The organism is Mesorhizobium sp. 10J20-29 (assembly GCF_054130485.1).
Map to the genome: position 1 here is coordinate 3,360,583 of NZ_CP199156.1, position 12,201 is coordinate 3,372,783.

Consider the following 12,201-nt stretch of genomic DNA (forward strand, 5'->3'; position numbering starts at 1 on the left):
GTAGTTCGCGAAAGCCATGCGTGGCGGACGGCGAACCCGGATAATCGCGAGCAGCGAACGGACGGCCGCTGCTTTGGGATTTTTGGCATCAATCAGGTCAAACCACCATTGCGGCGGATCTCGCCTGGCAGCGGCTGCTAGATCCTTCGGAGCCCGACAAATTCTCTGTTTCAAGCAGTCCCTGCAGCCAGTTACGTCTGTCCTTCGGCGCAAACGTCGTCAGGTTTGGCCGAGATCGGTGCTTCGCACAGTGAATCGCGACAGCGGAAGCGTCCATAGCGCTAGTCACGACGACCAGCGCCGCTGCGACGGCACAATCTTCGGCCATCGGCTTGTCGTAGGTTTGTACCAACGTACCCTTGGACATCGCGTCGACCCAAATGTCGGTTTGCTGGACTGGCTCGCGCCAGCCCGTCGATGTGGCTCTTCGGAACGGAAGATCGCCCGGCCACTTGGATCCGGACGGTTGTCAGTGCTTCTTTAGGAGCCTTAGATCTGTCCGTAACCGGGATCTGCGACGGCTGCTCTCTCGAAATGCGGTTCGGACCAATGTCCTGATCCCGCAGGAACGTCCGCCGAGTTCGTTTCTGAGCAAACTTCAACCTAAGCGCTGTAATGACAAGCGGCTTTCCGCTCCACTACCATATGTCGCGTTGCAGTCCCTCTGTTCCAATGGCAGATCAATTGCGCCAAGATTATCTGAAGGCACCGAACTATTACAAATTTAGCGCTATGTCATAACAATCAAAATTGCAGAGCGGTATTATTATCGAATCCATTCTGCGTTAATGTTAATGGGATATTTGATGCGTGCGCGCCAGACGATTTCTGTATCTACAGCCGATATGATCCGTTCGACGGTTGTTTGGACTCTACACCAGGTAGAAAATGGCCAGAACTTGACCTTCGGCCCCATTTGAAATATATTTTTGAACAAGCGCAGGAAGTATGACGGGCCTGAGCAACGACAAGATCAAGACATGAAGAAGACCGACCCTGGCGATGTTTCGCGCGCAGTCGACGCTCTTGTAAGCGCCTATGGTATCGGAAAAGCGCTCGAGAAGGCTCGGCTAGCCGAGACTGATTCCGTGGTCCCCGATTTCGCGAAGGCGGTTCGTGAAGAGCTTGAAAAAGTGTTCGCCGAGAGCCTGCGACGACGAGATTAGTGATCAAGTGTTTCATTTTTTTCCGCACGCGCCTCGTGGCCCCGGCGCTCGATTTCTCCAGTTGTGGTTCTTTTGGATCGCGCGCACCAACGATCCGCATAGGCGTCGCGAAGATGCAGGTGGCATGTTCTCTCGCAAGGGCGGCAGCGCGTTAACTTGGTTGGTGCCCGTTCAAGTTAATAAGGATCGCTCAGTTAGGGGAGCACCAGGTAGAAGGCTCCGCCAGTACAAAAGATGCGGCCTTCTTGCCGCAGCCTGACATAGGTACGATGGAGCATTGCAATCGTATCGCTATTGCTCTCCAACACATCAGCAGCGCGAACAACCGCAGATATGCTACCTTACCAACCTGACCTGAGCTAGCGACTGAGCGATGCCGGAGAACGCAGAAAGAAGTTTGGCTGCATCGGAGGCATCAAAATAGTGCCGGGGAACTGCAGCACAGTCTTCCAGCATAGCCTTGGTTTCCGGATCAGTGACCATGAATGCGACGGTATAAATCTCGATCTGATGCGACTTCATATAGTCACATATTTCCACGGTATCATCGTCGGTCTTTTTGAGTTCTCCCTTGGCTGTGGTCGCGTTTGAACTGGGCATCACGTGGCGGCCGTCGCTGTTGCGGAAACGCAAGGTGTTTTCACCGTCAGTCATTAGGACAGCGACCTTGCGGGGCGACTTATTACTTGGATCATAGGCGGCCCCCTGGGCAAATGGTTGGGTGCGAGACAGGAGGTTCTGTCCCCATATCAAGCCGGCCGGTATGTAAGTATAGGGTTTGTACGACCCAATGTTGATAATCATACCGTTTATCCCCGCAAGAAGCGTTTTTAGGTCATCGGTCAGCGGTACGATTGGATTGAGACATTTCTGACTGGTATCAAGAAAACCTGGATACCTATCTGCAGGCTTCTCATCGTGGAGCCGTGAATCGCTGTTCTGACGCGACCCGACGCACCCAAACCAAGTATACGTCTGCGCACTGCCGCCACCGGAGCAAGCCTGATAGGGAGGGACGTCCTGAGTGACGGACTTCGTGCATGCGCCACCGCAAGTAGACAGCTCTAGTACCCCGTCGACGGATTTCGTGCACGCATATGTCGGCGCCTTTTGTACGCAAACACTCCTAGTCGTGGAAGTCGTACAGGTTTGAGTTGTCGCCGGCTTGGTATAGTCTTCTGGTACGTCTATCCAGCTCGCATTTCGGTAGTTGGTCCCGACGTTGACGAAGTCTGCATACGGAACCAGCCCGATCCGAACGGACGCGTCCTTGTTCTTGAGCAGCTCCGTGACCAGCGACGCGGCCGCTGTTTTCAGGGTCGCTATCTTCGGTGTGCCGGTTGAATCAGGTGTAGACATCGACCATGTATTGTCGAGCACAAGCACGACCTCTACGCTCCCCATAATCGCGCGCTCTGCCATCGCCGACGCCTTGACGTCCAGATGGGTAATTCCGGCCAGGCCCATAAAAGTTGCATGTACCCGCCCTTGTAGCTGGAGATAGACTGAGCTACCGGAAGCTTTTAGGTCAACAATCGATACCGAGTCGATTTTGCTGCGCGCCTGGTTGGCAGGGAGCAGCAGCTTAGCCAGTTCGGCAAGTTTCGTTGGTTCTTCCTGCCCTGAACCCGCCAATGTAAGCGCGGTTGCGTCCGCAAGTTCCTGAAGGTGCGACCTGGCTGAGACACCTCGCGCATAGTCGGTAGCAACCCCAATAGATAAGGCGATCGGGAGCGCGGCAAGCCCCATGAGGACGCCGATATTAGCTTTTACGTCATGTAGAAAACTGCGAACAGACAACATCAGACTAACCTCGTGGCCGAGCCATCATTCATGCAATTGTAAAATCTCGTTCCGAAACTATTATGTAATTAGACGTAGTTACTGCATATTTAAGGATGTATTCACTAAACTTAGAAGTCATAAATAAAGAAGTCGATAAACGATTGAGATTATAAAAAAACTACTGCAAAGAAAGAGAATATATCCGTTCGATCGTCTGGCACACATTTACTCGCCTATCCAAAAGTAGACGCTTTCTTCTCTGTAGCCTTCCACAACTATATCCAAGCGATACGCGCCCGCCTGCCAGCCAGACAACGGTTCATTCAATGACGCGAAGAGATGTTTGTCCGACACGGTGACGTCTATCTCCGGTATCGCAGGTTCGGACGTCTTCAGGTCGGAAGTCCCGTAGGACGTCTCGAGAAGAGACAGCGTGATTTGGAACCTCGCGTCTTCGTCGCCCGCAAAATCGGCCGCTAGGAAAATCCGCGGAGTGTCCGCGGGGAAGTAAGCTTCACTGATGATAGCGTCCTCTTCCGAAGAAATTATAAGCTCGCGAATAATCGAAGTAGGAGACCCCTGCGATGTTGCGGGAGAAGTCAATAAACACAGAACCGAAATAAGAAATCTGATAGACATTTGATATATTGCTCCAAAGCGCGGAAAAAGCTTTATCGGTACTGCGTGGCTAAAGCAATCGAGCGCCGTAAATAGATAGAAAGGCTGTACAGACGGGATATCGCATCGTTCGGATTCAAGACAATCGGCAAGATGCATAATAAGCACTAGCTTCTAATTTTGCGGGAATAGCCAACAAAACGTCAGGTTGTATAAGGTTGCGCTACTGCGTGATGTTGGTGAAGAGGAGTGTGCGGTAGTCAATGTAGGGCAGGTGTTTGGGGCGTAGGTCAGCACTGATTCGCTACGTCATGGAGAAACGCTCCGGCTTATGGTCGGGATTCATAACCAGTAGCTGGACTGTCGCTACGATGCAGACCGCAGGCAGGAAGTTGGTAGCCAGCCGATCGTATCTGGTTGCTATGCGGCGAAAGTCGTTGATCCCGCAGAACATGCGCTCGAAGCCCCCGAACGGGTCGGCCGGGGTCTTCCCGGCCCATTTTGAGTCTGGAGCCTAGTCGGTATGATAGTACAGATGAGCGATCCGTCTTCTCGCACAAGAAAATAGGCGTTCAAACCAAGAACACGCTCGTTGCAGTTCCGTTTAGGGGTGGGTGATAATCTCTGCTGTGCAACCAACACTACGAGCCGGTTGGCGCAACCGGGCGGCGTCTGGACGAATGTAATTGTCGCTCGGCGACTTGCCTATTTGGACCGTGCCTGCAAGGACACCTGCTAGGTAAGAAGCGCAAATCTGGCGTGCTAATTTGGACACAGGGGGACACATTCAAGCTTCTAACCGCTTAGGGGAATTGACAGCCGGCCCTGACCTAGGGGAATTTTCCCTCTGAGGGCTAGGTAGGGGTGTTCTTTGGTGAGATCCAATCTTTACGCGACATGTTCTGTTGTTGCGCTGGCTGCGGCGCTCTGGCTTGGCGGCGTTTCGTATGTCAGCGGGGCTGACGCTGCCGACCCAAACGAACGCATTGCAACAGCGTTTCAGCCGACAAGGTATGTTGGATTTGAAGGGGCATTTCTCCTCAATGACAGCGACAACACCTTGTCGTTCGATCCTGAGGACGAAAAGTTTGGTGACCTTGATCCTTTGAAACCTGGCGATGATGGTTGGCAGGTCGGTGCCGAGTACGGTGCCCGAGTCGATGCACTGTGGGATTACCGGGTCGGAGTAAACCTCATCGATCTGGGTGCAGAAACCGAAGGTGGGGGGGAACTGATTTCAACGGACGAAATTTTCGTTGGATATCCCGGCGCCGAGACGCAAATGCGCATAGCTTTCGCAGATCTCGAGCTGGGGTATAGGCCAGCCATCGGCTCCAACCTAGATCTGCGCATCTTTGGTGGTCTGAGGGGACTTTATGCTCGAGCGTCTTCGACTTACTGGGGGTCGGCGTCGGGTCTGCCGGATCCTTTCCCGATCGATACTGATAAACTGGGGGATTTCCAGGACGAGACATGGGCCATAGGACCGCGACTAGGAATGGCCGTTGCTGTACCCGTGATAGAAGAGCGGGGAATAAGCGCAGTCGGCTCAGTAGCCGGTGCGGCTCTGTTTGGCGAGCGCTCGACCGATTACGCGTTCACCAGTCTCATCGGTCTGGGGACAGATAGGAATGAGCGCTATTCTGATTCCGTCACCATTCTGAACGCTGAGGTAATGGGCGGGCTAAATTTCGCGCTTACTTCGGACGCGGCTCTAACGATCGGCTATAGGGCTCAGAGCTTCCATAACCTGGCGGGCTCCAGAAGCGACGTCGACAAGGCCGGGGATTATGAGGGCAGCGGCAGTGGAGATGTACTCGTTCATGGTCCATTTGCAAGAATGACAATCGCGCTCGATTAGCGAGGGAGAGCCTTCACTTGCTAAAGACGGTCGCTTTTCTCCAGCTACCGTTTCCCCTCTCACGCCTGAAAAAAACCTGTTGATTCGGATGTCTGTCGCGGCATGCTCGTATTAGAGGCCGCAGATACTCATTTGCGGTGACCGAGACGGTTGTCAGGGCGAGTGCATCTGATGCTGGGGTCGGCACTGGCACCAGTGTAGCCTCGTGGGAAAGCCATTTTTCACCCAGTGCCTGCGTGATTGGAAGCCAACCCGCGTAGGCCACCATAATGTCACTATCCAGGAGACAAACGTGGTTGCCGCTGCTGAGCTGGTACTTTACCGCCTTAACTAGCTTTCCGGCGCGATAATCGGAAAAGGGTTTGTCGCGGGTCAAGAAAGCCAGCGTCAGGCCCAGCGCCTCCATCGTAGGCTTGAATTGTCTACGTTCGAACCGGCTCGAGTGCTGCAAGAGTGGCAGGCCTCTTTATCCATTTCTTGAACTAGAAATGTATGCAAGCGATCAAGTCAATCTGATTTCAAAGGGACCACCGCTTTTCGACCGTATGAACGGAGAGTGACGCGCCACGATGCCAACAATGATCTGGGCCGTTCAATGTGCCATCATGCTAGACGTTCGGTTGAGGTTGAAGGAGGGACACAGCAGACCGCGTCGAGAAGCGGTGTAAATGGGGCAACTTTTGCGGCTGCCTTCGGCCAGGATGGCTACCGCACCTGAACGCCCAATGTACGCCATCGCTCGACAGCAATGTTGGGGGCGATCAGTGAGCGCATTTAGTCGGATGCGAGGACAACTCCAACAGTGGATACCGGATCAGCATGGGCAGTCAGACTCGCCTCCGCGGGGTCGTCCTAGCGGTGTCGCAAGCGCAGAGGCTGGATACCTTTTTCCCGCCTTATTCCGCATCACGAAAGTGCGATCGTCGGAGAGCGTGCGCAGTAGCGGAAATGCCTGAATAGTACCGACAATAGGGGCTTGGCTATGCATATCGAAGATTTTTTCAACCGACCAAACATCGTCGATCTCAGCTTCTTCAACTTCGACAACGCGATTACTGCTGCTTACTTCGCCGATGAGGAACTTCGCATTCTCAAAGTGAACGCCAACTTCAAAAAGTTTTTTCCAGTCCTGGGCAACGTCACAAACGCCCCTTTCCCCGACTTGCTGGAACAGCTTGGAATTCCTGGCACCCAGATAACCGATTTCCTCGAACGATTGAAAGGCGAAGGAACGGTCCTCATTCCTCAGATTCGCATCAACGTGGCGGGCGAGGAAAGGATGTTCTCCTTGTTGTCGACACGCACCCGACATGAGGCGTTTTCATATCTAAACGGGGTACAGGGTCAGTTCGTCGACCGGACCGCCGAGTGGACACTGCGGCGGGAGCACGAGGAACTCATGGAGCAAAAGGTCCGCGATCGGGAAGTCATCGAGGAAAAGAGTCTACGGTTGGAGAGCCTCGCTACCAGGCTAGCCAAATACCTGTCGCCGCAAATCTACAAAAGCATCTTTTCGGAGTCCGACGAGGAGCGCCTTGCCCCGGTTCGCAAAAACCTCACGGTGTTCATGTCGGACATTGTTCAGTTTACCAATTTGACCGATGCGCTTGAACCTGAGCGTCTTGCTATCATCATCAACTCGTACCTCTCCGAAATGTCCGCGGTTGCGCTCGATTGCGGAGGAACCATCGACAAGTTCATCGGCGACGCTGTCCTTGTATTTTTTGGTGACCCCGAAAGCGAAGGCGAGACCGAGGATGCGCTCAAGGCAGTCGAGATGGCGCTGCGCATGAAGATGCGTATCGCGGAACTGCAGAAATATTGGCGGAGGCAGGGTGCGTCACAGGGTCTGCATGTGCGGATGGGGATGGCTACCGGCTTCTGCACGGTTGGCAATTTCGGATCGGAACAGTTGCTCGAATATACTGCTCTGGGAGCTCCGGTAAATCTGGCGGCGAGACTTCAATCTCTGGCGGAGCCCGATACCATTGTGATCGACGAGACGACACAAAGTCTTGTCGCTTCAAGCGTTGACACGACCCCTCTGGACCCGATCACTCCGAAGGGGTTTTCGCGCGAGCTCATGGTCTACAGGGTTGAAGATTTCCGGTCCGACGAACATCGTGAACGGCGTAGGCGGCTATCGCATAGCGGGAAGCGCGTCGAGGTCAATGTCATCGACAGTTCCAACATTCGCGCAGCCATTGAAGAGCTGCGTAAGATCCAGCAGGATTTTGAGGACCAATTTTCCGAGAAATAGCGGCCCTGACGGCAGTTGAAGCAATGTATGCCAGTCAGGTTCGCTCGGTTTCCAAACCCTGTCTCTACCGGAATGGTTCTACTTCAGACCGGCTGCAACCAGATTGTTGCGATACAATCTATAGTGGTATTTTGGCGAAACGAAACGGCAGATGTGCGATAACGCTCTTGGTGCCAAACCATCGCTGCGGCCCCAAGTGCCTGAGGCGCGACAACTGCCCTTGGAACCGGCTTCTGGTCTCAGCTCAACTCCGATAGAAGCAGCATCAATTGCGACTGCCTGGCCGTCTCCGTCTTGGAGAGGATAGTCTTCAGTCTCGTGCGGGCGGTTTCGGTGGTGATTGCCATCTGTTCGGCAGCGTCTGCGACTGACTCACCCAGCAAGAGCCTTCTGCACATGGTGATTTCCGCCGATGTCAGACCGAATCCCTCAGCCAGGCATGCCAGGTCCGCGCCGTCCTTCTTAGGCGCGCTGACGTCTGTCACGAGGACCAGAGCCATGCGCGTCGGTGGCAATAGCAAAAGGCTCCCGGAGGAAGCCGGCATGGTCTGCGGGATCGCAAGCATGACGACCCGCCAAACACCCGATGCGTTCCTGAACGCAATCGGCTGGGCCGAGGCAGAGCCAGTTGTCATGGCCTCAAGCGCGCTGCCAAAGCGAGCATCGGCTTCGTGATCGAGAAGAAGAAGCCGACCGTTGCGATCTGCTACTGCCGTCCTGGCTGCGCACAGTTCAACGGCCAGCTGATTGGCCTCGCGCACGGACCTGTCATGGGCAATGACGAAAGCTGCACACTTGCTGCGGTCGACCAGCGCAGCATTGATGGCGACAGCTTCGCAACCTGTTCTCATCAACTGGGCAAAATCTATGGTTCGGGCGAGATTTCCACGCACCCTGGTCAGCACCTCGACCGCGGCCTTGCCGTAAGCTTCGGACAGGCCAAGCGGGAAATGAACGAGAAACTGGATGACTTCTCCTCGATCGCCGGCCAGCTTCAGGGCCGCTGCTGCCTCGACATCCTTCTGCGGAACAAGCCAGTCATTGTAGAATTCGGTGTCAGAGAAGGTCCGTGCTGGCGCCACCTCCTCCGACTGGGCGACCAGACCGTTCTTTGCCACAGTCCAGAAGTCAGCCCAGGGATTGATGTAGGCGAAGTGGTCATTATAAGATTGGACGAAGTCCGGATCGATATTGTGGTTGACGAAGAAATTCAGTCGCTGATCAGTGAAGTTCATGCTCCAGAGACTGCCAAACGAACCGGGGAAAGCCTTGCTTAGCGCCATCGGCACCGCATTCCAGGACCCGGCCCCAAGAGTGGCGGAGTCGATTGCCGAAGCAATCTCCTCACTGATGTTCCCAATACGCTTCTCATCGAACGTGTCCGTGAAGAGGCGCCCCATGTCACCTAAGGTCCCATGCTGCCTGTGAGGTACATTCTGCCACACATCTACAGATTTCGAGAATTAGCACATTCCAATCGTTTTGAAATGCAACAGTATCCATTGCAAATGAAACGCTTTTCGTTGCGCGTCAGCTTGTGCACCGGTTCTGAAGGTCAAGATCATGCAGGTCAAAGCGTAATGAACATGTCGGGGCAGGCATGAAAGTCGCTGCTCTTGCCCTTTTGACCGGACTGCTTTTCATGGCGATCGTCCTGTTGGTACTGCGCAGCCAACAGGCTGAGCGCGAAATTGGCCGCACCCACACTGACGAGACTGCCTTGATGATTGACGGAAAGCTCGATATCCGTGCGCCAGACGACTTTCGTGTGGCGGGCCGCAAGATCATGCTGTGCGGGGTTGGCTTTTCTGCGCCAGTTGCACTGCGCGATTTCGCAAGAGATGCGATGCGCCGTTCATTTCAGGGCGTGCAAGTCACCTGCAGGAATGTCGGGCAAGGGACGCCTTGCGACGGCCGAACAGCAGCCAAATTCGGCGGTTCCCCCGTCGTACAATGCCTTACCGAGCAGGGTGTGGACATTGCACGAGAACTGTCGCTCCGCGGGCTCCTCTGCGATCGGACTAATCAATCGGGCGGTGTCTACAAGGCTTGCTGATCAATCACATGATCCGGTGGCCTGCAGTTCGATCGGGATGCGTTGGGGAATCTGCGCAGCGCGCCCACTACCAGTTCGGGAAGAGTCAATACCCATTTGGGACTTGGGTCGCCAGATTTTCTTGACTAGACGAAGTGTGGCGGACTGTGTAACGGACTGTGTGGTGGAGCGTAAAGTGTTGAATGCATGTGTCGTACGAGCGGTCGGTATTGCCGTTCTGGTAATTGCTGCGGCCCTTACTGGACCATCATATTCGCAAGAGGTCGATTGCTCATGCCGAGGCCCGGCAGGCGCTAAAGTCACGATTTCGAAAGCCGACGGGGAGGTCCTGGTCACGAGGGCTGCGGGTTTCGAGCCGGCGACCGTTGGCAGTACCTTGCCGCTCGGCAGCCGTGTTATTGTCGGTCGCGCTTCATCGGCCACAATCAAGCTCAGCGAATCGTGCAAGCTTGACCTTGCCGAGTATTCCGAGGCCGATGTTACAACTGATAACCAGCAGATATGCCTCGCCAAATCGGCCTCCGAACCGGCCCCGGGATCGGACGTTGCAGGTGGAGCAGGCTTCTCGGTGGGGCCCCCGGAAACCCTGTTTCTGGGGTTGGCCGCCGGCGCGGTGGTCCTTTCGGTGTTCGATGAGAACAAGGCAGTCAGCGACTGACTTGCAGAACCAGTCGCCAAAGATTGCCTGCAAGCCCGAACTGAAGCCACGTTCCTGCTCAGCAGTGACGGTGAACGGTACGGTGGGACCAGGCGCCCCGTCATTGGCCAAGTCGCTGGCGCATATTCACCGCCATTCGTCCCTGGCCTCCATCCTGCAACGGGTGCACTGCAAGAGGATTTCTGAACGACCGCAGGGGAGGGGCGCGCCAGCTCCCGTCCGGGCCATTTGGTAATGATCGATCTGCACTCTCATATTCTGCCGGGTCTCGACGATGGATCCGAAGATCTGGCAACGTCGATTGCCATGGCCCGGATCGCGCTCGATGACGGCATTACGCATATGGCTTGCACGCCGCACATCGTCGCCGGTCTCTATGAAAACAACAGCGAAATCATCGATGCAGCCATCAGCCGTCTGAGACAGGCACTGGACGCGAACTCTCTTCCGCTAAAACTCGTTTCCGGTGCCGATGTCCACATCGCGCCCGACCTGGTCAAGCGGCTCATCGAAGGCGTCGTGCCAACTCTGAATGGATCGCGTTACGTATTGCTGGAACCGCCACATAAAGTACTGCCGCCGCGTCTCGTAGAATTGGCCGAGCAGCTATTGGAAGAGGGGTTCGTCCCGATCGTAACACATCCGGAACGACTTTCGTGGATAAAGTCACACTATGATGTCATAATTGCTCTCAATAGCAGGGGGTGCTTAATGCAAGTCACTGCTGGTTCTCTCACCGGCGAGTTTGGCGAGTCAGCCAGGTCTTACGCTTTGAAGATGTTGGAAGAGGGGCGCGTGGACATCTTGGCTACCGACACTCACGGCGTCAGGCACCGCAGACCGTGTCTGTCCGCGGCCCGAGAACTGGTAGCGAAACGTCTCGGAGAGCACGAGGCGGATTTGATGGTTTCGATCCGTCCCGCCGCCATTCTCGCGAACGAGGAGCTATCGCCGGCGGCGCGCCGGGGTAACCACAGAACTAGTGTAGCGGATGGCTTTCTGAGCCGTTTGTTCAAGGGAAAGATTAAGTAATGTCATGCGCAACCTGACTTGGTGCTCCAAACGTATTCTTGGCGTTCTCAGCCTTGCCGCGCTCGCGTCCTGCACGAGTTCGTCGGGTGGCGGACCAGTTTCCAGCAGCGAAGTCTTGTCCTTGCAGGGCCAGCCGGCCAACGATGGGAACTTGCGCATGGTCAGTTCGCTGCCTGCACCCACGGACACTGCAAATGGCCAGGAGCAGCCGCTTGCTCCCAACGATGTACTGGAAGTCGACGTCTTCCAGGCGGATTCGCTTGACCGCACCGTGCAAATCGATCCCAGCGGACGCATCTCGCTACCTCTGATCGGAGCGATTCAGGCTGGAGGCAAGACGGTGCGTGCGCTCGAGAGCGAAATCGAGGCGGCTTATGGTGCGAAATACCTTCAGGCACCTGACGTAACAGTGTTCCTGAAGGAGTCTTTTGGTCAACGCGTGACCGTTGACGGAGAAGTCGCCAAGGCCGGCATCTATCCGGTCTCGAGTACCTCTACCCTGATCGAAACCATAGCGCTGGCTGGCGGGTTTCGTGACATTGCCGACCAGTCGAAGGTCTATGTCTATCGCAGCGTCGGGGGCCAGAAACTGGTTGCGAATTTCAACGTCGCCGACATCAGAGCTGGAAAGAAGGCAAATCCCCGGATCTACGGTGGTGATGTCGTCATAGTTTTCACGTCGCAATCAAAAGTCGCTATGAACAACCTGAAGGAAGCACTCGGCATCGCATCGAGTGCAGCTCGCATAGCAGTGTTGCCATGAGG

The 12,201-nt window shown here is 55.1% G+C and carries 9 protein-coding genes and 1 pseudogene; 7 read left to right on the forward strand and 3 right to left on the reverse strand.

The window, feature by feature from the left end; genetic code table 11:
* Nucleotides 1-980 precede the first annotated feature (980 nt).
* Nucleotides 981-1,166, forward strand: a complete 186-nt coding sequence (locus ACT2BZ_RS16055) for a hypothetical protein (RefSeq protein WP_457936128.1) — start codon at nucleotides 981-983, stop codon at nucleotides 1,164-1,166.
* Between the two features lie 336 nt (nucleotides 1,167-1,502).
* On the opposite strand, the gene ACT2BZ_RS16060 is transcribed toward ACT2BZ_RS16055, so the two are convergent.
* A complete protein-coding gene (locus ACT2BZ_RS16060) occupies nucleotides 1,503-2,969 on the reverse strand; it encodes a pilus assembly protein TadG-related protein (RefSeq protein ID WP_457936129.1) in 1,467 nt (488 codons plus the stop codon).
* A 942-nt stretch (nucleotides 2,970-3,911) separates the two neighbouring features.
* A pseudogene (locus tag ACT2BZ_RS16065) lies at nucleotides 3,912-4,029 on the reverse strand (IS5/IS1182 family transposase); the annotation flags it as partial.
* Between the two features lie 414 nt (nucleotides 4,030-4,443).
* Here ACT2BZ_RS16065 and ACT2BZ_RS16070 point away from each other — a divergent pair.
* Together ACT2BZ_RS16070 and ACT2BZ_RS16075 are read left to right on the forward strand one after the other, a co-directional pair.
* On the forward strand, nucleotides 4,444-5,430 hold the full coding sequence (locus tag ACT2BZ_RS16070) for an Lpg1974 family pore-forming outer membrane protein (RefSeq protein ID WP_457936130.1): 987 nt from the start codon (nucleotides 4,444-4,446) through the stop codon (nucleotides 5,428-5,430).
* A gap of 982 nt (nucleotides 5,431-6,412) precedes the next feature.
* Nucleotides 6,413-7,690, forward strand: coding sequence for an adenylate/guanylate cyclase domain-containing protein (locus tag ACT2BZ_RS16075; protein ID WP_457936131.1), 1,278 nt, complete (start codon nucleotides 6,413-6,415; stop codon nucleotides 7,688-7,690).
* A 239-nt stretch (nucleotides 7,691-7,929) separates the two neighbouring features.
* Here the strand turns inward: ACT2BZ_RS16075 and ACT2BZ_RS16080 are convergent, their stop codons facing one another.
* Entirely contained in the window at nucleotides 7,930-9,090 is a 1,161-nt protein-coding gene (locus tag ACT2BZ_RS16080) for a helix-turn-helix transcriptional regulator (protein WP_457936132.1), read from the reverse strand.
* Between the two features lie 200 nt (nucleotides 9,091-9,290).
* On the opposite strand from ACT2BZ_RS16080, the gene ACT2BZ_RS16085 reads away from it, so the two are divergent.
* From ACT2BZ_RS16085 to ACT2BZ_RS16100, 4 genes are all read left to right on the forward strand, one after another.
* Complete coding sequence (locus ACT2BZ_RS16085; protein ID WP_457936133.1) at nucleotides 9,291-9,746, forward strand: hypothetical protein; 456 nt, start codon at nucleotides 9,291-9,293, stop codon at nucleotides 9,744-9,746.
* A 163-nt stretch (nucleotides 9,747-9,909) separates the two neighbouring features.
* A complete protein-coding gene (locus tag ACT2BZ_RS16090; RefSeq protein WP_457936134.1) occupies nucleotides 9,910-10,404 on the forward strand; it encodes a hypothetical protein in 495 nt (164 codons plus the stop codon).
* 234 nt (nucleotides 10,405-10,638) lie between these two features.
* On the forward strand, nucleotides 10,639-11,436 hold the full coding sequence (locus ACT2BZ_RS16095; protein WP_457936135.1) for a tyrosine-protein phosphatase: 798 nt from the start codon (nucleotides 10,639-10,641) through the stop codon (nucleotides 11,434-11,436).
* Between the two features lie 4 nt (nucleotides 11,437-11,440).
* Entirely contained in the window at nucleotides 11,441-12,199 is a 759-nt protein-coding gene (locus tag ACT2BZ_RS16100; RefSeq protein WP_457936136.1) for a polysaccharide biosynthesis/export family protein, read from the forward strand.
* Nucleotides 12,200-12,201: the final 2 nt, after the last annotated feature.

Coding starts and splice junctions, on each gene's coding strand:
- ACT2BZ_RS16085 (WP_457936133.1), top strand. CDS start 9,291: ATGAAAGTCGCTGCTCTTGCCCTTTTGACCGGACTGCTTTTCATGGCG.
- ACT2BZ_RS16080 (WP_457936132.1), bottom strand. CDS start 9,090: ATGGGGCGCCTCTTCACGGACACGTTCGATGAGAAGCGTATTGGGAAC.
- ACT2BZ_RS16095 (WP_457936135.1), top strand. CDS start 10,639: ATGATCGATCTGCACTCTCATATTCTGCCGGGTCTCGACGATGGATCC.
- ACT2BZ_RS16100 (WP_457936136.1), top strand. CDS start 11,441: ATGCGCAACCTGACTTGGTGCTCCAAACGTATTCTTGGCGTTCTCAGC.
- ACT2BZ_RS16055 (WP_457936128.1), top strand. CDS start 981: ATGAAGAAGACCGACCCTGGCGATGTTTCGCGCGCAGTCGACGCTCTT.
- ACT2BZ_RS16060 (WP_457936129.1), bottom strand. CDS start 2,969: ATGTTGTCTGTTCGCAGTTTTCTACATGACGTAAAAGCTAATATCGGC.
- ACT2BZ_RS16075 (WP_457936131.1), top strand. CDS start 6,413: ATGCATATCGAAGATTTTTTCAACCGACCAAACATCGTCGATCTCAGC.